The sequence below is a fragment of the Sorangium sp. So ce406 genome (genome assembly GCF_051474675.1).
Lineage (GTDB): Bacteria > Myxococcota_A > Polyangia > Polyangiales > Polyangiaceae > Sorangium > Sorangium cellulosum_G.
The window spans coordinates 557,142-580,297 of sequence record NZ_CP150340.1 but is presented as its reverse complement, the minus strand read 5'-3'; the positions used below and the strand labels follow the sequence as shown (position 1 = coordinate 580,297).

14 protein-coding genes are annotated in these 23,156 nt (G+C 74.5%); 11 read left to right on the top strand and 3 right to left on the bottom strand.

Going from position 1 to position 23,156, the window contains the following annotated elements; genetic code table 11:
* Positions 1-25: 25 nt before the first annotated feature.
* From WME96_RS02125 to WME96_RS02085, 9 genes are all read left to right on the top strand, one after another.
* Positions 26-1,825: an Eco57I restriction-modification methylase domain-containing protein gene (locus tag WME96_RS02125; RefSeq protein ID WP_437288520.1), complete on the top strand. Its 1,800-nt coding sequence runs from the start codon at positions 26-28 to the stop codon at positions 1,823-1,825.
* Complete coding sequence (locus WME96_RS02120; RefSeq protein WP_437288519.1) at positions 1,797-4,091, top strand: DUF4139 domain-containing protein; 2,295 nt, start codon at positions 1,797-1,799, stop codon at positions 4,089-4,091. Before WME96_RS02125 ends, WME96_RS02120 begins: the two co-directional genes overlap by 29 nt.
* A gap of 19 nt (positions 4,092-4,110) precedes the next feature.
* Positions 4,111-5,991, top strand: a complete 1,881-nt coding sequence (locus WME96_RS02115; protein ID WP_437288518.1) for a DUF4139 domain-containing protein — start codon at positions 4,111-4,113, stop codon at positions 5,989-5,991.
* A gap of 100 nt (positions 5,992-6,091) precedes the next feature.
* On the top strand, positions 6,092-6,448 hold the full coding sequence (locus tag WME96_RS02110; protein ID WP_061605734.1) for a cupin domain-containing protein: 357 nt from the start codon (positions 6,092-6,094) through the stop codon (positions 6,446-6,448).
* A gap of 16 nt (positions 6,449-6,464) precedes the next feature.
* Positions 6,465-7,406 (top strand): phosphatase PAP2 family protein, encoded by a 942-nt coding sequence (locus WME96_RS02105; RefSeq protein WP_437288517.1) that lies wholly within the window; start codon positions 6,465-6,467, stop codon positions 7,404-7,406.
* 2 nt (positions 7,407-7,408) lie between these two features.
* Positions 7,409-8,308: a hypothetical protein gene (locus tag WME96_RS02100; RefSeq protein ID WP_437288516.1), complete on the top strand. Its 900-nt coding sequence runs from the start codon at positions 7,409-7,411 to the stop codon at positions 8,306-8,308.
* 38 nt (positions 8,309-8,346) lie between these two features.
* The gene (locus WME96_RS02095) at positions 8,347-9,060 is read left to right on the top strand and encodes a thioredoxin family protein (RefSeq protein WP_433932910.1); all 714 of its coding nucleotides are present in this window, start codon (positions 8,347-8,349) and stop codon (positions 9,058-9,060) included.
* A 467-nt stretch (positions 9,061-9,527) separates the two neighbouring features.
* Positions 9,528-10,340: a hypothetical protein gene (locus WME96_RS02090; protein WP_437288515.1), complete on the top strand. Its 813-nt coding sequence runs from the start codon at positions 9,528-9,530 to the stop codon at positions 10,338-10,340.
* 278 nt (positions 10,341-10,618) lie between these two features.
* Positions 10,619-13,789: a protein kinase domain-containing protein gene (locus WME96_RS02085; RefSeq protein ID WP_437288514.1), complete on the top strand. Its 3,171-nt coding sequence runs from the start codon at positions 10,619-10,621 to the stop codon at positions 13,787-13,789.
* On the opposite strand, the gene WME96_RS02080 is transcribed toward WME96_RS02085, so the two are convergent.
* From WME96_RS02080 to WME96_RS02070, 3 genes are all read right to left on the bottom strand, one after another.
* The gene (locus tag WME96_RS02080) at positions 13,786-14,313 is read right to left on the bottom strand and encodes a J domain-containing protein (protein ID WP_437288513.1); all 528 of its coding nucleotides are present in this window, start codon (positions 14,311-14,313) and stop codon (positions 13,786-13,788) included. The two genes, WME96_RS02085 and WME96_RS02080, sit on opposite strands and share 4 nt — an antisense overlap.
* 102 nt (positions 14,314-14,415) lie before the next feature.
* A complete protein-coding gene (locus tag WME96_RS02075) occupies positions 14,416-15,639 on the bottom strand; it encodes a GNAT family N-acetyltransferase (protein ID WP_437288512.1) in 1,224 nt (407 codons plus the stop codon).
* Between the two features lie 298 nt (positions 15,640-15,937).
* A complete protein-coding gene (locus tag WME96_RS02070; protein ID WP_437288511.1) occupies positions 15,938-17,101 on the bottom strand; it encodes an alpha/beta fold hydrolase in 1,164 nt (387 codons plus the stop codon).
* Positions 17,102-17,515: 414 nt separating this feature from the next.
* Between WME96_RS02070 and WME96_RS02065 the strand changes: the two genes are divergently transcribed.
* Positions 17,516-18,457, top strand: coding sequence for a hypothetical protein (locus WME96_RS02065; protein WP_437288510.1), 942 nt, complete (start codon positions 17,516-17,518; stop codon positions 18,455-18,457).
* Positions 18,458-18,469: 12 nt separating this feature from the next.
* The gene (locus WME96_RS02060; RefSeq protein WP_437288509.1) at positions 18,470-23,101 is read left to right on the top strand and encodes a sigma 54-interacting transcriptional regulator; all 4,632 of its coding nucleotides are present in this window, start codon (positions 18,470-18,472) and stop codon (positions 23,099-23,101) included.
* Positions 23,102-23,156 lie beyond the last annotated feature (55 nt).

Sequence of the window (23,156 nt, the reverse complement as noted above, 5' to 3'; positions counted from 1 at the left end):
CGGCACTAGCCTCCTCGCGGCGCCCATGCAGACAGCCCTCGATCTGACGGTCATGCTCCCGCCGAGCGCCTACGACTACGGCGAGCGCTCGTCAGGGGAGGCGCACGGCGTGGTGCTGACCAGGCCCCACGTGGTGAACCTCATCCTCGATCTCGCGGGCTACACCGCGGACCGGGACCTCGCGTCGCTGTCGCTGCTCGAGCCGGCCTGCGGCCACGGCGCGTTCCTCGTCCCGGCCGCCGAGCGGCTCATCGCGTCGGCGCGCCGCCACGATCGCGACCTGCGAGACATCGAGTCCGCCATCCGCTCCTACGACATCGAGCCAGACCACGTGGGCCGCGCGCGCCACGCGGTCTCCGGCGCGCTCGCCCGGCTCGGGTTGCCGCTCGACGACGCAAAGCGCCTCTCGGACGCCTGGATCGCCCACGGCGACTTCCTGCTCACCAGCCAGGGACGCCGCTTCGACGCGGTGGTGGGCAATCCACCCTACATCCGGATCGAGCAGCTCTCTCCCGAGCTCCAGGAGGAGTACCGGCAACGCTACCGATCGCTCTACGACCGCGCCGATCTCTACGTCGCGTTCATCGAGCGCGGCCTCGATCTCCTCGCGCCCGGCGGGGTCCTCTCGTTCATCTGCGCCGACCGGTGGACGCTCAACCGCTACGGCGCGCCGCTCCGCCGGCTGCTCTCGAGGTGGTTCCGGGTCCGGTGCTACATCGACCTGCACCGCGCCTCTCCGTTCGAGTCTGACGTCGTCGCGTATCCGTCGATATTCGCCGTGTCGCGCGGCAAGACCGGGAGCGTCCCTGTCGCGACGCTGAGCACCGCCTCTCCCGAGGAGTGCGAGGCAGCGTCCTCCGCGCTCCTCGGGGCGCGCGCGCCGGAGCGCTGCCCCGGCGTCACCGTGTCGGAGTACCCCACCTGGTTCGACGGGGACGACCCCTGGGTGCTCAGCTCACCGGAGCACCTCGAGGCCCTGCGCTCGCTCGAGGCGCGGTTCGCGCCGATCGAGGAGGTGGGCGGCACCCGCGTCGGCATCGGCGTCGCCACCGGGAGCGACAGGATCTACATCGTCCGCGACGACCTCGATATCGAGCGCGATCGCCTCGTGCCGCTCGTCCTGCGAGACGACATCGAGGACGGCCGCATCCGCGACGCCGGGCGGTGCGTCATCAACACCTTCGGGCGCGACGGCAAGGTGGTCAATCTGGACGAGTACCCGAAGCTCGCCGCTTACCTGCGCGCCCACGAGGCCGAGATCAGGCAGCGCTACATCGCCCAGAAGAGCGCCGCGAGCTGGTTCCGCACCATCGATCGCGTCTACCCCGAGGTGGCCTTCGCCCGGAAGCTGCTCATCCCCGACATCGCAGGATCCAACGAGGTGGTCTACGAGGAGGGCAGGTTCCACCCGCACCACAACCTCTATTTCATCACCTCGGAGGGCTGGGATCTCGAGGCGCTCGGCGGGCTCCTCAGCTCACGGGTCGCCCTCTTCTTCGTGTGGTCCTACGCGGTCAAGATGCGCGGGGGCTACCTGCGCTTCCAGGCGCAGTACCTGCGGCGGATCCGGCTGCCGCCGCCGGAGAGCGTCGCGGAGGGCCTGATGAGCGACCTCCGCAGCTCCTTCCGGCAGCGCGACTTCGAGCGGCTCGACGCGCTCGCGCTCCGCGCCTACGACATCGACGCGCTCCCGGGGTTCAGCTTCGTCGACACGAGACGACGGCGCGCTGCCTCGCCCGCGCGCGGCGTGGTACGGTCGCGCTCCCACAAGGCGTTCGCGGGCGAGGGACGAGCGGATGACGGCCGAGAGGATCGAGTGCGCTAGCCGTATCGAGGGCGTCGTCGTGTACGCGCGCGGGGCGATCGTCACCCGCCGCGTCGCGCTCGCGGCGCCGCTCCCCCGGGGGGCGGCGGAGATCGCGGTGCCGGGGATCACCCCGCTCGCCGAGCCGGGGAGCTTCCGCGCGCTCGTGTCCACCGCGCCCTCCGCGGGCGACGCGGCAGGGGCCTCGCGGGCGCCGCGCGAGGTCGTCGGCGTGCGCGCGCGGCTCGTCGTGCCCCCGGCGCCCGTCTCGAAAAGCGCGCTCTCGGCGCAGCTCCGGGAGCTCGAGCTCGCGGTCGAGCGCCTGTCCGCCGAGCACGCCCACCTCCGCCTCTGGCGCGACCGGCTCGCGGACGTCGTGCTCGATCCGGAGCTCGCGCGGCGCTTCCGGCCGGGCGACCCGGCGGCCCGCGTCCGGGACGCGCTCGCCGTGAGCGGGCTGCTCTCGGACGAGCTCGCCGCGCTCGACGCGCGCGCCGCCGCGCTCGCGGCGGAGCTCGAGCGCGCCCGCAAGGAGCTCCGGGCCGCGCAGCTCGACGCCGCGCAGGCGACGAGCGGCGAGGTCGAGGAGCGCGCCCCGACGCGCCTCGACGTCGTCGTGCGGCTCGCGCCCGCGCGCGACGGCGCGGGCGGGGAAGCGGGCGGGGAACCGACGCTCCGGCTCGAGTACGCCGTCGCCGCCGCGCGCTGGTGGCCCGCCTACGCGGCGCGGTTCTCGCGCGGCGCGACCGAGGTCGCCCTGCAGCTCGACGCGTTCGTGGCGCAGGCCTCCGGCGAGGACTGGAAGGACGTGCGCCTCGCGCTCGCCACCGCCGAGCTCGTGCAGGACACGCGGCTGCCGGAGCTCCCCTCGCTGCGGCTCAGCCGCGCGCAGCGCCCGCCGCGCCGCGGCTATCGCCCCGCGCCCGAGGGGCTCGACGCCATGTTCGAGGGGTTCGACCGCTTCGTCGCCGCCCTCCCCGCGCCGGCGCGGGCCAAGGCCGCGCAGGCGGAGCTCCCGCCCGGCGCGCGCGGCGACGACGACGACGACGAGCGCACGCTGATGCCGGCCACGCTCGCGGGAGACGCCGAGCTGGCCGCCGACATGGCCGGCGAGGAGCTGCTCGAGACGCGACGGAGGGTGCCGCTGACCGGCGCGCCCCCGCCGCTGCCGGCCGCGGCCCCCTCCTCGGCGGCTCCCGGCGCGGCCCTCGCGCCTCCGCCCCCGATGATGCTCGCCGAGCCGATGCCGATGCCCGCGCCGGCGCGCAAGTCGCGCGGGCTGTCGCTGTCGCTCCCGTCGTTCGGCGGGGGTTCCGGGCCGGCGCCCCAGGCGATCGCGCCCGCGGCCCCCAGGGGCGGCTTCGCCCGCGTGCAGGCCGCCGAGCTCACGGCCGGCGTGGCCGACGACGCGCTCGCCGAGGGGCCCGAGGACGCCGGCGCGGCCCCGGCGCCGCTCGATCCGGCGCAGGTCGAAGGGTGGCTCGACTTCGACGCGCTGCACCTCCCCGGCGCGGGCCCGCAGCGCGGCCGGCTCACGCGCGAGAGGCCCCGGCGCTCGAGGCGCCTCGCGAAGCGGGCCGAGGCGGACGTCACGAACCTCCCTACCCCGCCCCGCGCCGCGGACCCGCGCGACACGCGCGGGCAGTTCGATCATCTCTACGCCGGCGAAGGCGCCGCCGATGTGCCGTCGAACGGCAGGCTCCACCGCGTCGCCCTGAGCACCGCGCGCGCCCCGGCCACGCCCCGGTTCGTCGCCGTGCCGCGCGAGGCCGCCGAGGTCTACCGCGAGGCGCGCGTCGAGAACCCGTTCGACGCCCCGCTCCTCGAGGGGCCGGTCGAGATCTTCGTCGACGGCGCCCTCGCCGCGCAGTCCACGCTCGGGCACGTCGACCGGGGCGGCGTCCTCCGCGCCGGCCTCGGCGTCGAGGAGCGGATCCGGGTCGCCAGGAACGCGCGCGTCGACGAGTCGAGCGCCGGCCTGCTCGGCGGCTCGCTCGCCGTCGAGCACGCGGTCACCATCGATCTCTCCTCGTCGCTGGGGATGAGCGTCGAGGTCGAGGTCCTCGACCGCATCCCGGTGACGGACGACAAGGACGTCGAGATCAAGCTGCTCTCGTCGCAGCCGAGGGCCGAGCCGTACAGCCAGGAGGAGCTCGGCGAGCCCGTGCGCGGCGGGCTGCGCTGGCGCGTGCCGCTCGCGCCCGGCGGCAAGGCTTCCGTGGCCTTCACGTACCGGGTGGTGTTCTCCTCGAAGAGCGAGGTCGTCGGCGGTAACCGCCGGGAATAACAGGGGAAACGAGCGCGCCATGGCAAGCGATGCGAACGGTTCGGGCCGGGCTGAGCGGAGCGCCGCCGAGGGGAGCGCGGGCGGGGGGAGCGCCGCCGAGGGGAGCGCGGGCGCAGGCGACACCGCCGAGGCGAGCGTCGCCGAGCGCGCCCCCCACCCGAGCGCGGCGCGCGCGGTGACGCTGTTCGAGGACCGCGCCGAGGTCGTGCGCGCGGCGCGCGTCGAGGTCGCGGCCGGGGCGCAGTGGGTCGCGATCGGCGGCGTGTCGGTGTTCGTCGACGAGCGCACCGTGCAGGCGCGCGTCGCGCCGGCGGGGGGCGCGGACGGCGCGGGCGCGGCCCGGGTGACGGCGGCGCGCGTGCGGTGGAGGGCGCACCGGGAGGCGGCGCTCGGGCGCGAGGCGATCGACGCGCTGGAGCGCGAGCACCGCGAGGCGTCCCGGCGAGCCGCCGCCGCCGAGCTCGCGCGGGACCGGGCGTCGCGCCGCGAGGCGCACCTCGATCAGCTCCTCGCCACGTGGGCGCACGCGGTGGGCGAGGTCCCGAAGGACGCGGGCGAGCCCGCGCGGCTCGCGTCGTGGCGCGCCGGCGTCGAGGCGCTGCGCGCGGCGCTCGACGAGGCCCTCGCCGCGTCGGCCGAGGCGCGCGCGGCGCGTGCGCACGCGGAGGACGACGCGCGGCGCGCCACGGCGCGGCTGCGCGAGGGGTCGGTCGAGCAGCCGCGCTACGAGGCGGTCATCGAGGTGGAGATCCACGCCCCCGCGCCGCAGCCCGTCGAGATCGAGCTGACCTACCGCGTCGCGTGCGCTGTCTGGCGCCCCGAGCACCTGGCGCGGCTCACCGTGGACGGCGCGGGCGACGCTGCGGGCGACGCCGCGGGCGCGGGCGGCGCCGCGGGCGCAGGTGGCGCCTCGGGCACAGGCGGCGCCGCGACCGCCGCCGCGCGCGCGGACGCGGGCGACGCCGCGGCGCAGGGGACGCGCGGCTCGGTCGAGCTCACGACCTGGGCGACGGCGTGGCAGGCGACCGGCGAGGCCTGGGTGAACGTCGCCGCGCGCTTCTCGACCGCGCGGCCGGCGCGGAGCGCCGAGGCGCCGCTCCTCGGGGACGACGTCCTCCGGCTGCGGCGCAAGACGGACCTCGAGCGCCGCCGCGTCGTCGTCGAGGCGCGCGACCAGGCGATCGCCGCGGCCGGGCTCGACCGCGGGGCGCGCGCCGTCGACGAGATGCCCGGCGTCGACGACGGGGGCGAGCCGCTGGTCTTCGAGGCGACCGAGCCGGTCACCCTCCCCTCCGACGGCCGCCCCCTCCGCGTCGAGATCGCCCGGCGCGCGGTCCCGGCCGAGCTCGCGCTCGTGCTGTACCCCGAGGTCCACCCCGCGGCGCACCTGCGCGCGACCGCGACGCTCGACGGCGGCGACGCCGGGAGGGGCGGCGGCGCCGGGAGGGGCGGCGGCGCCGGGAGGCCGCGCCCGCTGCTCGCCGGCCCGGTGCGGATCGCGCGGGGCGGCAGCCTCGTCGGCCGCGCCCGGCTCGACTTCGTCGGCGCCGGCGAGCCGTTCGAACTCGGCTTCGGCGTGGACGACGCTGTGCGTGTGCGGCGCAACGTGGACGAGGAGCAGGACACCTCGGCCATCACCGGCAGCCGCAAGATCCGCCGCCGCGTGAAGCTCTCCCTTTCCAATCTCTCCAGCATCGCGAAGCGGGTGCTCGTCACCGAGCGCATCCCCGTCAGCGAGGTGGCCGAGGTGGAGGTCGCGCTGGTCGAGGCCGTCGGATGGGCGCTGGAGGAGAAGGACGGGTTTCTCCGCAGCCGCGTCGAGCTACCCCCGAAGGGCCTGAAGACGATCTCGTTCAGCTACGAGCTGCGCGCGGGTGCGAGCGTCGTGTTGCCGTTCTGAAACGAGACCGCGGCCGCCGCGACCGCCGTTGACAGGACGCGGTACGCTTCTGTAACTGATGGATTCTCCAGCAGCTTCACTCGCGGGAAGGAGGGTTGCCATGAGGCAGCAGATCGACGGGGCCGTGGTGCTGACCGCGGCCGAGGAAGACGTCATGGAGTACTTGCCCAACCGGGGCGTCTTCTTTGCGCAGTTGCTCGGCAAGCACCGCGGTGACGGCTTCGGCTTCTACAAGGGCAAGATGGAGCCCGGCTGCGAGATCTCGCGCGAGCTCCACACCGAGACCACGGAGACCATCTACATCCTGGCCGGGAAGGCGCTCGGCATCATCGGCGACCGCGAGGTCCCCCTCGGCCCCGGCCAGATGATGCACGTCGAGAAGAACGTGCACCACGGGCTGCGCAACGCGGGCGCCGGGCCGCTCGAGTTCCTCGTCATCGGCCACCCCGACTTCTGATCGCGCGGTCCGCTCCTTGAGGTGCACTGCAGCGCTGCGGCTGGCCTCGGGCGCCGTCGCCGCGGCGGCGCTGCTCGGCGCGCCCGCGGCGCGGGCCGAGGCCCCCCTGGCGCCCACGCCGCGCAGCGCCGCCGCGGCGACGGCGCCCGAGACCGCGCGGCCCGAGCTGGCGTGGGACCCGCGCTGGCCGCGCTTCCGCGCGAGCGAGTACGTGGCCACGGGGCTCCTCGCCGCGACCGCCTTCGCGACGCTGGCCATCCCGCCTGCGGAGGGCCGGTGGACGGCCGTGAACGGCTTCGACGGCGCCGCACGCGACGCCCTGCGGATCCGGAGCGACCGCCAGCGCGAGATGGCGCGGGACGCGAGCGATCTCCTGCTCACGCTGATGACCAACCAGCTCGCGGCGGACGCCCTGCTCGTGGCCTGGTGGGGGCACGGGCGCGGCAGCGTCGCGTGGGAGATCGCGCTGATCGACATCGAGGCGCTCGCGCTGAACGCGGCCGTGAACGGCCTCGTCGCGGGGCTCACGAGCCGCGAGCGCCCCTACCGCGCCGTGTGCGTCGGGCCGGAGGAGGAGCAGGACCGCGACTGCCGCGGGAGCAAGCGGTACCGGAGCTTCTTCAGCGGCCACAGCTCGACCGCGTTCACGGCGGCGGGGCTCATGTGCTCGCACCACGCGCACCTGCCCCTCTACGGCGGCGGCGCGCCCGACGCGCTCGCGTGCGTCGCCTCGCTCGGCGCGGCGACCGCCGTGGCGACGCTGCGGGTCGTCTCGGACCAGCACTTCGCGACCGACGCGCTCACGGGCGCGGCCGTCGGCACCCTGACGGGCCTCGGGCTCCCGTGGCTCCTGCACTACCGCGGCGGCGCCTCGGCCTCGACGTCGACGCGCGCGGACGCCGTGTCGATCAGCTTCGTGCCTGCGCCGCTCGGCGGGTACCTGATGGGCAGGTTCTAGTCATGGCCCGCCGCCGCGCGCTCGCCGCCGCCGCGCTCGCCGTCGCCGCCGCGCCCGTCCTGGTCCCGGCCGCGGCCGTCGCCCAGGATCCGGCCGACCTGCCGCCGCCCGCCAGCGATCCGCCGGCGGTGTCCTCCGGGGTGGACCTCCTGCAAAAGCGCTCGTACTGGGCGCGGAGCGCGCCCGCGCGCCCGTTCGTCTCCGCGGTCCTGGAGCTCGGCGTCATCTATTTCAGGCCGAGCCTCGCGCTCGGCGTGGGCCGGCCGCACTGGTCGTGGATCGGGATCGAGGGGTACTCGAGCGTCTCGCCCTCGGGCGGCGCGCAGTACGTGGGCCTGCGCGCGGCGCTGCCCAGCCTGGAGATCCGCGGCGGCGCGCGGTACGCCTTCTCGACGACGCAGTACTTCCTCGAGCCCCGAGCGTCGTACACGCGCCGGGACACCGAGCTCATGCTCGGCCCGAGGTCGCGCTACATCGCCGGGGAGCTCGAGGTGTCGGGCTCGATACCGCTCCTCGGAGGCAGCCTGTTCGGCGTCGCGACGGGCTATGCGGTGCTGGGCACGCCGGAGGGGTACTACCTCTACGAGGAGGCGCTCCACGCCGTGATGAAGCCGCCATACCTCTACCGCGCCCGGCTCGGCTACATGGCGGAGATGGACCGTTTCGGCGAGCTCCGGCTCGGCGCCGCCGCCGAGGTGCTCGGCAACCCGGGCCGCGAGAGCGTGGTCGTGCGCATCGGCCCTCTCCTGGCGATCTCGCTGACACACCACCTCGACGCGGTGGGAACGATGATGGTGGTGGCGGCGACGCCCGATCGGCTCGGCCTGCTGGGCGCGGATCTCGGGCAGCTCGGCTTGCGATACCGGTGGGCGACCGGCGATCGATGGCCGGAGTTCCCCTGAGCCATGCGCCGGGCACGCGGCGTGGTAAGCGTCCTGGCATGAACAAGCTCATTCCCCTGACCTTTCTCGCCGCGTCGCTCGCGGCGTGCACCCAGCCCGGCGACGCCAGCGCCCCTGCCGCCCCCGCGGCGACCGGCGCCGCCGCGCAGCAGCCCGCCAGGGCGGAGGCGGAGAAGGCGAAGGCCGCGGACGCGCCGGCGGCTCAGGCGAACGCGGGCCCGGCGAAGGTCGGCCAGCCCGCGCCGGATTTCACGCTGCCGGACCTCGACGGCAAGCCCGTCAAGCTGGCCGACCACAAGGGCAAGACGGTCGTGCTCGAGTGGTTCAACCCCGGTTGCCCGTTCGTGCAGCTCGCGCACCGCAAGGGCGGCCTGAAGGACGTGCCCGCGCAGCAGATGGCCAAGGGCGTCGTGTGGCTCGCCATCAACTCGGGCGCTCCCGGCAAGCAGGGCGCCGCCAGGGAAGACAACGTGAAGGCCAGGGGCGAGTTCGGGATGAGCTACCCGATCCTCGTCGACGAGAAGGGCGATGTCGGCCGCGCCTACGGCGCCCAGCGCACACCGCATATGTACATCATCGACCCGCAGGGTACGCTCGTCTACGCGGGCGCCATCGACAGCACGAAGGGTGGTGAGCCCGAGCCGGGCGAGCAGGTCACGAACTACGTCGAGGCCGCGCTGGGCGAGCTCACCGCCGGCAAGCCCATCTCCACGAAGGAGACCGAGGCGTTCGGCTGCACGGTCAAGTATTGAGCTGCGGGCCGACGGCCCTGAGCGGTATCGCAGCTTGACCCACCTTGGACGCATGTCGCGCCCCCCACATCGATCCATGACGTGGACGGCGCGCGCCCCTCTCTGCGTTCGTGCCTTTCCGCGCTGGCCGCTTTCCTCGCCCGCCCCTTTCCACGCTGGCATCGTTCCACGCCGGCCTCTCTCCTCGAGCAGAACACCCGCCGACCTGCGCCCGTCGACCGCGATCGCCGCGTAGCCAGCGTCGCACGCTCGCGCCATACTGAAAGCGTACAGAGCGCGGCGACACGGCGCGTCGGGGTATTGACATGGACGTAAACTCCGGTCTACCGTCGTGCGACAGTTCTGTAGTATCGCCAGGTGCTCACGACCCAAGACGCTCACTGGCAGGCAACCCAAGCGGTTCGGGAGGATGGCGATTCGGGGCCATACGCTGGGAGCTGCCAAGGGAGGTGCTGATGCGAAGGTTGATGTCCACACTGCTCCTTGCCCTGGTGTGTGGCTGCGCTCCGGACGTCTTCGACACGGATGAGCGCCTCGCGACGACGGTCGATCTCCTGTCGACCGGAGAGGGTGAGTCGGCCAGTCCGGCGCCGGGCGATCGCTCGCCGAGCGGGGTCGCATCGAACGGGTTCTGGCCAAACGGGTTCTGGCCGAACGGGTTCTGGCCAAATGCGCTCAGGCCGGACTCGATACCGTCCACCTCCTTGCGCGCTCTCCGGGTCCAGGCGCTGGAAGGGGCCGTGTCGCGCGACTTCATTCGTTATGCGGTCGGGTGCGCGCTCGACCGTTCTCAGGCGGTCGAGCTCGACGGGCCTGACGGCGCCGCGGAGCACCGGGGTGAGGTCGGGCTCGCTCCGGAATGGGTGGACGGGCCGCTCTCTCCGGTCAAGCAGCGATGGGTCTCGGCCTGCATCGCCGCGCGGACCAACTACTTCGGCGTGCGCGTGATGCTCTCGATGCGCTCGCAGGGCAGCGCACAGCTCGCCGCCGGCCCGGAGGAGCGCGGCGCCTTCGCCAGCAAGGAGGGCGCGTTCTGGGGCAACCTGTTCAGCGAGACGCCGGCGCTCTACACATGCCACGTCCCGGACAACCTCGAACACTCGCGCGCGAGCAGCCGCTCGTGTGCGACGGGGCATGATACCGGCTCGGCGGTCGTTGGGTGCGGTATCATCCAGCGGACGGGAGACTGCTCTTCCGTTTGTCTGGCCGCAGGCGACCCGGCGATGGGTTATGCAGCGTGCAGCGGTTCGAGGGAGGTCATCACGACCTTCCTCGAATAGACTCGAAGCCCCGAGCCCTGGGGGTCCCGCCTTTGCTGTCGAAAAGGGTCCGATTGATGAGCCGAGTGGGAAGAGCGGGCCCGGAGAGCGCGCGCGCCGCGAGATCGGCGGACCAGGAGCCCACGCCGAGGGGCGCCCCGCTCGCCTCCTCGAGCAGGGCTCCCCGCTCCGTCTCGTCGGTCCCGCCCCTTCCTCCCGCTCCCCCCGCCACGCCGGCCCTGGCCGCTCCGCCTGTCTCGCCCGTCCCTCCGGAAGCATCGGGCGCCGCGCAGGACACGGTGTTCGTCTGCGTCGATCCGCCCCCCTCGCGCGCGCCGAGCCGGTTTCCGATCCGCGACTGGGATCGCTATGAGTGCGTGTCGCTCGTCGGGGAAGGGGGAATGGGGACGGTCTACAAGGCCAGGGACCCTCGACTCCAGCGGTACGTGGCGCTCAAGCTCATCCGGGGCAACGATCCGGAGCTCGCGCAGCGCTTCATCTGGGAGGCGCGGGCCCAGGCCCGGGTCGAGCACCCGAACGTCTGCAAGGTGTACGAGGTCGGCGAGGCCCAGGGCCAGCCGTTCATCGCCATGCAGTACATCGACGGCCAGCCGCTCCACCGCGTGGCGCAGCAGATGTCGCTCGAGCAGCGGCTCAAGATCGTCGCCGACGTGGCGGACGGCCTCCACGCCGCCCACCGGCTCGGGCTGATCCACCGCGACATCAAGCCGGCGAACATCCTGGTCGAGCGGACGGCCGACGGCGCCTTCCGCCCCTACCTGCTCGATTTCGGGCTCGCGCGCGACATCGGGGCGGACGGGCGGACGACGACGAGCGATGAAGGGACACCCGCGTACATGGCGCCGGAGCAGGTGTCCGGGGGCCAGCGCCCGCTCGACCGCCGCACGGACGTCTACTGCCTCGGCGCGACGCTCTACGAGGTCCTCTCCGGGCGCCCGCCGTTCGTCGATCCGTCGATGACGAGCCTCATCTGGCGGGTGGTCCACGAGCTGCCCGTGCCGCCGCGCCAGCTCGACAAGGGGATCCCGGTCGATCTGGAGACGATCGTGATGAAGTGCCTCGAGAAGGAGCCTCAGCGGCGGTACGACTCCGCGAAGATGCTCGCCCTCGATCTCGGGCGCTACCTCGAGGGCGATCCGATCGAGGCGCGGCCCGTGAGCCTCGTGTACCGCGCCCTGAAGCGGGCGAGGAAACACCGGCTCGCCGTCTCGGCGGCCGCGGCGGCGCTGGTCGTGCTCGCGCTCTCCGGCGCCGTCGCCCTCCGCGCGAAGCTCGCCGCCTCGCGCCAGGCGGAGCTCGCGGCGCACGTGGCGTCGCTGGCCGAGGGCTTCGGTCAGGACGTGAAGGAGATGGAGCTGTTCATGCGCTACGCGTACGCGCTCCCCCTCCACGACGTGTCGCGGGAGAAGGAGGTCATCCGCGCGCGCATGGGCGAGATCGACCGGAAGATGCAGGCGATGCGCGGGGCCGCGGGCGACCTCGTCGAGGGTCCGGGCCGTTACGCGCTCGGGCGCGGGCACCTCGCGCTGCACGAGCCCGAGGAGGCGCTGCGGCACCTCGAGGCGGCGCTCGGGAGCGGGTACGCCGCGCGGGAGGCGAAGTTCGCGGCGGGGCTCGCGCACGGGATGCTCTACCGCAAGGGGCTCGACCGGGCGCGGCGGCTCGCCGACAAGGGGGAGCGGTCCGCGCAGCAGATCGAGCTCGACGAGCGGCACAAGGGCCCGGCGATCAAGTACCTGCGCGACAGCGTGAGGTCGACCGGGGCGCCGTCGGCGTACACCGCGGCGCTGACGGAGCTCTACGAGGGGCGCTTCGACGAGGCGCTCGGCGACGCGCGGCGGGCGTTCGCGCGATCGCCCTGGGAGTACGAGGCGAAGAAGCTGGAGGGCGACGTCCTGTCGGCGAAGGGGGCGGCCGCGCGCGACGCCGGCGACCACGCGGCGGCGCTCGTCGAGTTCCGGGCCGCCGTCGCCTCGTACGACGCCGCGGCGCAGATGGCCGAGAGCGACCCCGAGCTCCACGAGGCGACCGCGAGCGCCCTCAGCGAGATCATGCTGATCGAGGCGCAGCGCGGCGGCGACGTGGAGCAGCTCTTCGCGCAGCTCCTCGATCGCTGCGACCGGGCGCTCCACGCCAACCCGCGCGCGAGCGGCGCGCACGCGAAGAAGGCCTGGGCCCACGTGCACCGGGCCAGGCGGGACCTGTCGAGGGGCGCTGACCCGAGGCCGGACCTCACCCGGGCGATCGCGGCGAGCGAGCAGGCGATCGAGGGGGACCCGTCGGACGCGACAGCGTACGGCTCGATGGGGGCGAGCTTCTTCCTCATCGCGTCCTACGAGGGCACGCTGGGGCTCGACACGCGGCCGTCGCTCGAGCGCGCGATCGAGAGCATGCAGCGGTCGCTCGCCCTCGATCCGAACTCGTTCTGGGCGTGGAACGACACCGGCATCGCGTTCGGGATGATGGCCGAGTACAGCGCGTCCCGCGGCGCCGATCCGATCCGCCTCTTCGGGCTCAGCGCGTCGCACATCGAGCGGGCGATCGAGATCGCCCCGAACGACGCGCCGCCGCGCCTCAACCAGGGCTGGTTCCACGCGCAGCGGGCGCAGTACGAGCTCGACCACGGGGTGTCGCCCGAGGCGTCGCTCGAGGTGGCCATGGACCACCTCGAGGCGGCGCTCCGGCTGCGGCCGGACAGCTACCAGTCGTACAACAGCCTCGCGCTGGCCTACCTGATCCAGGGCCGGTACGAGCGGCTCACCGGGCGGAGCCCGGAGGTGTCGCTCGCGCGGTCGCTCGACGGCTACACCGCGGCGGCGCACCTCAACCCGGAGGATCTCGAGGCTCAGCAGGGGACGGGCCTCGCGCTCGCCGAGGCGGCGCAGTGGGCGCTCTCCCGCGGCGAGGATCCGACCGGCGCGCTGCGCGCGGCGCGGGGCGAGCTGGAGCGCATCGTGGCCGCGCGGCCGCGCAACGCGGAGGCGCTCCTCGCGCTCGGGGGCGTCGACCTGCTCGCGGCGCGCTGGGCCGCGTCCCGGGGGCGGATCCCCGTGGCGCCGCTGGACGCCGCGGAGCGTTCGCTGCTCCGCGCGGTCGAGGCGAACGACGGAAACGCGAGGATCTTCGCGACGTTGGCCGAGGTCCACCGGCTGCGCGCCGCCGTCGCCGCGCCGGGGCTCCTCGACGCGCGCGCGGAGGTCGAGGCGGGGCTCGCGCTCGTCGATCGCGCGCTGGAGATCGACACGGACTTCCCCGCGGCGAGCGCCGAGCAGGGCGCGCTGCTCCTGCTCAAGGCGAAGGCGGAGCGCGACCGGGCGCTGCGCCTGGATCTGGCCCGCCGCGCCGCCGACGTGCTCGATCGCGCGCTCCGCGAGAGCCCGCTGCTCGCGCGCGAGTACGCGCCGCTCCTCGGCGAGGCGAGGAAGGTCGCGGAGGCGAGCGGCCCCTAGCGCCGCTCCCGCCGGGGGCGCGACAGTCTGGACATGGCCTCGTCGTGGGCCCACTTGGCGCGCATGAACTCGCCGGCGTCGCCGCCGCGATCGGGGTGCGTGACGAGCGCGAGCCGGCGGAACGCCTGGCGGATCTCGTCGGCGCTCGCGGCCTCGGTGACGCCGAGCACCGCGAACGGCGAGGCGCCGCGCGCGACGGCGGGCCGCGACGGGGCGCGCCGCGACGGCCCGGGGGGCGGCGGCGGGGGCGCGTCGCGGCGCGCGCGCGGCCTGGGCCAGGGGGGCTCGCCGCGCAGGACGCGGGTCCAGGCCGTCGCCCACGCCGGCTCGATCTCGACGAGCGGGCGCCCGGCGGCGCGCTCGGCCTGCGCCCGCGCCTCTTCCACGGTCCGCGCGCCGCCCTGGCTCGCGTCCGGCGGGCGGAACGGCTCGCGCGCAGGCTCGGCCGTCCACCAGGCGGCCCACAGGAAGCGTCGGCGACGCGTCGGCGTCACCGCGTAGACGCCGCGGAGCGGGAGCGTCATCGCCGCGGAACGTGGCACGGATCGGCCCGAGCGGCGAGCGCTCCTCGGACGCGCGCGTGGGTGGGTGCGCGCGCCGCCCGGCCCTCCGCGCCGCGCGGCCGGTCAGAAGATCTCGGGGCACCACGGGGCGCGCGCGGCGCGGAACAGGCGGTCGGCGCGCTCGACGGCGTCCTCCGAGAGCGCCTCGACCTGGCCGGCGTCGGCGAGGCCCTGGAACGAGACGCCGCCGAGGTAGGCCGAGCCGAGGGCCGTGATGTCGAGGCGGAGGTCCGGCGCCTGCGCGGTCCGCGTCGCGCGGCGCTCGCCCCCGTGCAGCCGAAAGCGACCGGCGTTCGAGGGGTAATCGCGGTCGGTGATCTCGAGGGTGAGCGGCTCGCTGCTGCCGTAGGCGCGCGCCGCGAGCGCGGCCTCGACGTCCACGATGCGCACCCACACCCCGTCGCTCGCCGTGAGGCGCAGGCGCCGCGGCTCGGCGACGAGCAGGCCGAGCGGGTGATCGGGCGGCAAGAGGCTCGCCTCGATCCGCTGCGCCAGGTCGATGTCGAAGAGGTACCTCCAGAGGAGCCGGGTCCCGAGCGGCGACGCGCCGATCGCCTCGATCACGCGGACCGTTCCGACAGGGATCTGGGAGGCGTCCCACCGGTGGTGCACGCAGTACAGCGCGTACGCCTCGGGGCGCCCGTCGACCTCGATCACGGCGCGCTGGAGCGGGCCGCCTCCCTGGCGGACGAAGTCGTTGTCGCTCAGCCGGCGGACCTGCCACCACGCCTTCGAGCGCGCGAGCATCCCCGGGGCGAGCGGGCGGGCGCGCTCCCAGATCGACGCGAAGGGCTCGAGCGCCTCCTCTTCTCCGAGCAGCCGCGCGCGGCCCTGGGCGCTGGCCTCTCCGCGGAACGCGGCGCGATCCCGCTCGATCGAGATGGAGCACGCCCGGGACGCGAGGCCGTAACCGAAGCGGCCGTAGATGGTGCCCTCCGTGGCCCAGAGCGAGGAGATCGGCCGCCCCTCGGCCCGCGCGTCGTCGAGGTGGCGGCGGATGAGGGACGTGAGGATGCCGCGGCGGCGGTGCGTCGGAATCACCGCGACCGCCGTGAGCCCGGCGGCCGGGACGGCGCCGCCGCCGGGCGTGGTCATGGTGAGCGAGAACGAGCCGGCGGCCCCGACGATCGACTCGCCGTCATATGCGCCGATGCGCGACGAGAGCTCCTCGAGGCGCTTCATCCCCTCCGTGCGCTCGGGGTTCGGCATCGCGCCGAACGCGGTGAGGATGGGATGAACGAACTCGCCCTGCTGCTCGGCGGTCAACTGCCGGAGCTCGATGTGCATGCGGCGCACCATAGCAAAGGGGCAGCGCGTCCCGGGACTCGCGGGCACGGATCTGCTGACCAGGCCGTCCGCGGCGCATCGAGCGCCGCGCCGCCAGGAGCGGTGGGCATCTCCCCACGACGGGTGGGCAGAAGAAGGCGAGTCATGTCCGGTTCAAGCAGAACCGTGGCCAATCAACGCCAGCGATCTCGCAGAACGAGCGATGTCGTACCTCGGGCTCGGTCCGACACGGTGCTTGTCCCAGGGTGCCGACGTCACACAGGAAGGCCTGAGACGACCCTGCGACACGATCTGCGGCCTACGCGCTCAGCCGCTCCCGCTCCCTCGCCGCCGCCCGCCGGACGCGCGTCTTCAGCCACGCCTCGATGAGCGGCCACACGGTGAGCGGCGCGTCCCGGCCAACGACGATGTCGAGGTGGCCGCGCGGGAACTCGCGGTACGTCCTGTCCGAAGATCGGCTGAAGTCGTACGCCGGCTTCACCGACGCCGGCGGCGCGAGGTCGTCGAACGTGCCGGCGATCACGAGGAGCGGCAGATCCAGGCCCTCGAACGCCTTGGCGTACCCGAAGAGGCTCCCCATGTGCTGGCCGCTCTTCCGCGACGCCGCCGCGTCCAGGAACATGTTCCGCAGCACCGTGATGCTGCCGCTGTCCATCGCCAGCGACATGTGCTGCGTGAGCACCCGCGTCTCCATCGAGCCAGGCACGAAGCCCCGGATCGGCAGCGGAAAGATCGGGCTCTCGACGAACGCGCGCACGAACCGGAACGGCTCACCCCACGCCGACAGCGCCAGCGCCCCCTGCCCGAGCGGGACGCGGCGGTCGACCGTCAACATCAGCCGGCCGAGCAGCGCGAGCGCGCGCGACCCGTGCGTGAACAGGTACGGGCTCCCCAGCGTGACGATCCCCCCCACCGCGTCGCCCATCGTCGGCGCGGTCGCGTAGCTGACGAGACCCCCGAGCGAGTGCCCGATCAGGTACACCGGCCGCGGGCCGGAGATGCGCCGCACCTCCTCGATCGCCGCCGGCAGGTCCTCGCGGACGAAATCCGTCACGTGACCCGGCCGCCGCGCCCCGAGGTGCCGCGACCGCCCGTGCCCCCGCAGATCCAGGTTGAAGACGTCGAAGCCAGCCCGCGCCAGGTAGTTCGAGAAGCTCCGCGACGGCAGGTGCCAGATGTAACGGTTCTGGCCGTACCCATGGACCAGCAGCACGCTCGCCACCGTGCTCCGCAGCCGCGCGCTGCGCTTCCGGATCATCGCGAGCGGCACGTCGTGGACCACCGACTCCCTGTCGACGACCGGGTCCTCCCCCCCGGGAGCGCGCGCCCCCTCGATCCCACGGCTCGCCGGCGCAACCTCGACCGCGGTGCTGCGGACCCGCACCACCACCAGCTCCTTGATGAACCTGTCCCGCTCATCGCGGTCGATCGTCTGCTCCACCTGGGACTGGTGAAGGATCATCCTTTCCGTCTATTGCGGATCATTTCGCTGTGCGCAACCTCGGCCGTTCCCGTGCTGGGGCGCCGCGCCGACGTCGCACCGGCGCCCAGGCCGGGCTCCGGCGAGCGCGCTCTGCCGCACCCCGCGCACGCCGGAGCGCGCGCTGCCCGCCGCACCGCGTCCGCCGACCGCACCCCCGGCTCACCCGGCTCACGCGCGACCCCCGTCGCACCGCGCACCGTCGCCGTCGCGCCGGAAAAAGCTCCGCCATGGGCGGTCCGCGGGCGCCCCACGGCGCTGCGTCTCGTGTACCCTCCCCCCTCGGCTGGTACCCGGTACACCGGGGCGCGCGGCGAAACGGAGCTCGCCTCGGCGCGCCCGTCCCGTGAGTGCCCGAGTCCGGCCCTGACCTTACGCATCGCTAGGTGACCTACAATGTACCACTGGAAGATGGGTCGGCAGCTCGCGGTCGGGGTGCACGCCAGGGCCGCCGCGCTCGCCGCGCTGCTCGGCGCCGTGTGCTTCACGTCGAGCGCCCGCGCGCAGTCGGAGGACGGCGTCGACAGCAACCCGGACGACTCCGTCGCGGCCGAGAAGCAGGCCGAGGGCGAGAAGGCGCAGGGCGACGAGACGCCCGGCGAGAAGGACAAGGAGCCGGAAGCGGCGCCTGAGCCCGCCGACGCCAACGCCCCGCTCGAGAAGGACGGCAAGGCCTACAAGTTCATCGGGGTCCGGTTCCGGAACGTCATCGTCCCGAAGTTCATGATCAACCTCTTCGCCGACGGCGGCGCGTCGGTGAACGTCTTCACGTTCGGCCCGGAGTTCACCACGCGCAAGAACGGCCTCGAGCTCGATCTGGCGCTGTCCTACGCCGACTACTCGATGGATCCCTTCCTCTTCAAGGGGAAGAACGACGACCAGTTCGCCTGGGAGATGGTCTCCAGCGACATGAAGCTGGTCTATTTCACGAGCGATCTCCTCTTCGAGATCCCGCTCGACGAGGAGAAGGGCCGCTTCTCGCTCCTCGTCGGCGGCGGCGTCGGGCTCGGCGTCGTGTTCGGCAACCTCCACCGCGCCCAGGCGTACCCGAACGGCGGCGCGTCGAACCCGGGCCCCGACGACGTGAGCTCCTGGAGCCGCTGCACCGGCCCGGGCGGCCCGGGCGGCGCGTACTGCGACGCGTCCAACAACCACTACGGCGACTACGACGAGCCGAGCTGGGTCAACGGGGGCGCGAAGCCCTCGGTGTTCCCGTGGGTCTCGTTCCCGCAGGTGAGCTTCCGGTACAAGCCGATCAAGCAGCTCCAGACGCGGCTCGACGCCGGCATGTCCATCACCGGGTTCTTCTTCGGGATGTCCGCGGGGTATGGGCTCTGATCGAGGGATGACGTGACGTCTCACCCGCTGTTCCCCTCACGATACGAGCCGCTCGGGACGCTCGGAAAGGGCGGCGGCGGCGAGGTGTGGGCGGTGCGCGACCGGATCACCGGAAAGACGGTCGCGCTGAAGACGCTCGGCGAGGACGCGGAGGAGTCCGAGGTGCTCGCGCTCGTGCGCGAGGCGGCGGCGCTGTCGGGCGTCGAGGGCCTCGGCGTGCCGCGCGTGCTGCGCTTCGGCCGGCTGCCCGGGTCCGGCCGGCCGTTCATGGTGCGCGAGCTCGTCGAGGGGACGAGCCTCGCCGACCTGCTCGTGCGCCCCGGCGACCTGACCAGCAAGCTCGAGGCCATCGCCGACGCGGCCGATCAGCTCACGCGCCTGCACCGCGCCCTCCTGCTGCACGGCGACGTGAAGCCCGCGAACATCATCGTGGGCGAGGGCGGCCGCGCGACGCTCGTCGACCTCGGCCTCGCGGCGCCGTTCCGCGACGGCGGCGCGCGGCCCGTGGGCCTCACGCCCCGCTACGCCGCGCCGGAGCTCTTCAAGGGCGACCCGCTCACCGTCCGCGCCGAGGTGTTCGCGCTCGGCGCGACGATCGCCGAGGCCCTCCGCGACGGCGCGGACGACGAGCGCGACCCCGGCGTGGTCGCGGAGCTCCAGGCGGTCGTCGACCGGGCGACCGCCCGCGACCCGAACGCGCGCTACCCGAGCGCGGACGAGCTCGCGAACGCGCTCCGGCGCGCCGCGCGGCTCCCCTGCGGGCCGCACGAGGAGGACGCACGGCCCGACTCCGACGCCGGCGCGGTGGTGTGGCCGATCGTCGGGCTGGACGCGCCGTGTACGCGGCTGCTCGCGCAGATCATGGGCCTGCCCGCGGGCGGCGGGCTCTCGATCGCGGGGCCGCCGGGATCCGGGCGGAGCGCGCTGCTCCGGCGCATCGCGTGGTCGCTCGAGGTCGGCGGGTACGGCGTCGCGTGGGTCGAGGCGGCCGGCGTGGCCGACCCGCGCGAGGCGCTCGCGATCGAGCTGTCCGGGCACGACCCCGGCCGGGTGACGGCGCTCGTCGACGACGCCGACCGGCTCGGCGGCGCGGAGCTCGAGCGGCTCGACGAGGTGCGCAAGGCCGGCGGCAAGCTCGTGCTCGTGGTCGGGAGAGAGCCGGCGAGCGGCGCGTTCGAGCGCGTCGAGATGGCGCCGCTCGACGAGGAGGTCGCCCGCGAGCTCGTCCAGCGCACCATCCCGTCGCTGAGCGACGCGGTGGCCGCGCACGTCGTCGCGCGCGCGGGGCGGTGGCCGGGGCGCATCCGGGAGATCGTCGCGCGCATCGCCGGCGCGCCCGTCGCGTCGACCGAGGACGTCGACCGCCTGCTCGACCCGCCGCCCGCCTCCGGGGCGGCGGCCTCGGGCCGCGGCGCCGCGGGCGCCGAGGGGGAGGCGCTGCCGTCCGCGGAGATCCACCGGCTGCTCGATCGCGGCCACTTCGACGCGGCGGCGGAGGCGCTCGGCCGGTACGAGCGCGACGGCTCGCCCGCCGTCGTGCTCGCGCGCGCGCGCCTCGCCATGAACCGCGGCGACACCGCGCGGGCGCTCGCCGAGCTCGGGCGCGTGAAGGACGAGGTCGAGACCTCGGGCGACCACGCGCTGGCGGCGTTCTGGTCGCTGCAGATGGCCCGGGCGCTCGTCCGCGTCGGCGACTACGGCGAGGCGGAGCGCCGCGCGGTCGAGGCCGTGGAGCGGGTGGGCCCGATCAAGCTCGAGGCGGAGCTCGCCGGGGGCGTGCGCTCGCTGCTCGCGTCGGTCGCCGCGTTCGGGGCCTCGCCCGAGGCGATCGCCTCCGAGGCGGTGGCGACGCGCGGGCTGGCGCAGAGCTTCGCGTCGCGGCACGAGGAGGCGAAGCGCACGCTGGAGCACGCGGTCCGCCTCGCGCGGCTCACGGGCGAGCCGCGGATCCTGTCGGTCGCGCTCGTCTCGCTCGCGTTCGCGCTCCAGCGGGACGACCGCCTGAGCGAGGCGAAGGCGGTCTACGAGGAGGCGCTCACGGCGGCGGAGCAGGCCGGCGACGCGGGCACGCTCGCGACGACGCGGCTGAACCTCGCCGCGCTCACGAAGCTGCAGGGCGACCTCGGCGCGGCGATCCGCCACCTGGAGGCCGCCGTCGACCTGGGCCGGCGCTCGGGCCGCGTGGCGACCATCCGCCAGGCGCTCCTCAACCTCGCGAACCTCGACCTCTACCTCGGGCGGCTGGCGCGGGCGCGGGTGTCGCTCGACGCGCTCGCCACCCACCGGGCCGACCTCGCGCCGCAGCAGCACGCGCAGCTCCTCGCGCTCGAGGCGGAGCACGCGGCGCGCTCCGGCGACCTGGAGCAGGCCGAGCGGCTCTGCCTCCAGTGCGCCGAGGCGTACGAGGCGATGGGCCGGCGCGTCGACGGGGTCGAGGCGCGGCTCGAGCGCGTCCTCTTCGCGGTGGCGCGCCCCGGCGCCGACCCGCGCGCGCTCGGCGAGGAGATCGACGTGGCCGCCGAGCGCCTCGGGTCGACCGGGGCGCACCGCGCGCTGCTCGCGCTCGCGCGCGGGCGGGTCGCGGCGATCGCGCGCGACGAGCGGCAGGCCCGGGCCGCGTACGACGAGGCGCTCGAGGCGGCGCGCGCCGCGGGCCAGCGCGACTGGATCTGGCGCGCGCTGGAGGCGCGGGCGCAGCTCGAGGCGGAGCGTGGGCACCTCATCCGGGCGCGCCACGACCGCGAGGAGGCGCTGATCACGCTCGAGGAGATCGCCTCGAAGCTGCCGCGCGATCTGCGGGAGGTCTTCTGGAACGACGCGCGGCGCAAGGAGATCCGGGCGGCCGCGATGCTCGAGCTGATGAGCGGCCGCACCGTGCCGTTCACGCAGAGCGCGGCGCCCCCCGGCGAGGACCGGCTGGCGCGGGTGCTCGAGATCAACCGGGCGATCGCCGGCGAGCACGACCTCACGCGCCTGCTCGCGAAGGTGACCGATCACGCGATCGCGCTCCTCCAGGCCGAGCGCGGGTTCATCATCCTGCAGCGGCCGCCGCGCGACGAGCCGCCGCAGAGCGCGGGCGAGGCCGCGGTCGACCTCTCGATCCACGCCTCGCGCGACCAGGCCGGGGACGACCCGCACGCGCGGTTCTCCAGCTCGATCGCCGAGCGGGTGATCTCCACCGGCGAGCCGGTCGTGACCACGAGCGCGCGCGACGACGCGCGCATGAGCGACTACGTCTCGGTCCACCAGCTCATGCTGCAGTCGGTCGCGTGCGTGCCGATCCGGCAGCGGAGCGGGCAGGTGATCGGCGCGCTGTACCTGGAGACGCGGCTGAGCGCGGCGGCGAAGTTCGAGGCCGAGCTGCCCACGCTGACGGCGCTGGCCGATCAGGTGGCGATCGCGATCGAGACCGCGCGGCTCGTCAGCGAGAACGAGCGCCGCGCCCGCGAGCTCGAGCGGACCAACGAGGAGCTGCGCGCCGCGCGCGCCAAGCTCGAGGAGCTGCTCGGCCACCGCACCGCGCAGCTCGCCGCGACGCGGCGGGATCTGCGCTCGGCGCGCGCGGTGATCCGCGGGCATTTCGGCTACGAGGGCCTGGTCGGCACGAGCGAGGCGATGCGCCGCGTGTACGCGCTGATCGACCGGGTGAAGGACACGGACATCCCGATCCTCATCACCGGTGAGAGCGGGACGGGCAAGGAGGTCGTCGCGCGGACGATCCACAACGCGAGCCCGCGGGCGAAGAAGCCGTTCGTCGGCGTCAACTGCGGCGCGATCCCGGAGCACCTGCTGGAGAGCGAGCTGTTCGGGCACATGCGCGGGGCGTTCACGGGCGCGGACCGCGACCGCAAGGGGCTCTTCCGGGAGGTGACGGGGGGGACGATCCTGCTCGACGAGATCGGCGAGATGCCGCAGAAGATGCAGGCCGGGCTGCTCCGGGTGCTGCAGGAGAAGGTCGTGCGCCCCGTCGGCGGCGCGCGCGAGGAGCCGGTCGACGCGCGCGTCATCGCGGCGACGCACCGGGACCTCGCCGACATGGTCTCGCGCGGCACGTTCCGCGAGGATCTCTACTACCGGCTCCACGTCGTCGAGGTGCGGGTGCCGTCGCTGCGGCAGCGGATCGAGGACATCCCGCTGCTCATCGACTACTTCCTCGGGATCTTCGCCGCGCGCTACGGGCGCGATCGCCGCAGCGTCTCGCGCGCCGCGCTGAAGCGGCTGTCGGCCTACAGCTGGCCCGGCAACGTGCGGCAGCTCGAGAACGTGCTGCTCAACGCGTGGGTCCTCTCGGACCGCCCCGAGCTGGAGAGCGACGACTTCGAGCTCCCCGACGCGGCGCCGCGGTCGCTGCGGGCCCCCGAGCCGCCGGCGTCCGTGCCGCGCGCGCCCGCGAGCGGCGCGGGCGTGCGCGGCACGGGCGGCTCGGGCGGAGCGGGTGAAACGAGCGCCGGTCGGGCCCCGCCGCCGCCGCCGCCGAGCGACCGGCGCGTCGAGACGTCGCTCGACGCGCACAAGGCGAGCGAGCGAGAGCGGATCCTGGTCGCGCTCTCGTCCTGCAACTGGAACCGCGTGAAGGCGGCGCAGGTGGTGGGCCTGCCGCGCCGGACGTTCTACCGGCGGCTGAAGGAGTACGGGATCCAGTGAGCGCCCGCCGCGCGCGGCGCGGAGGCGTGGCGTCACGTGGAGCGAGCGACGTGGA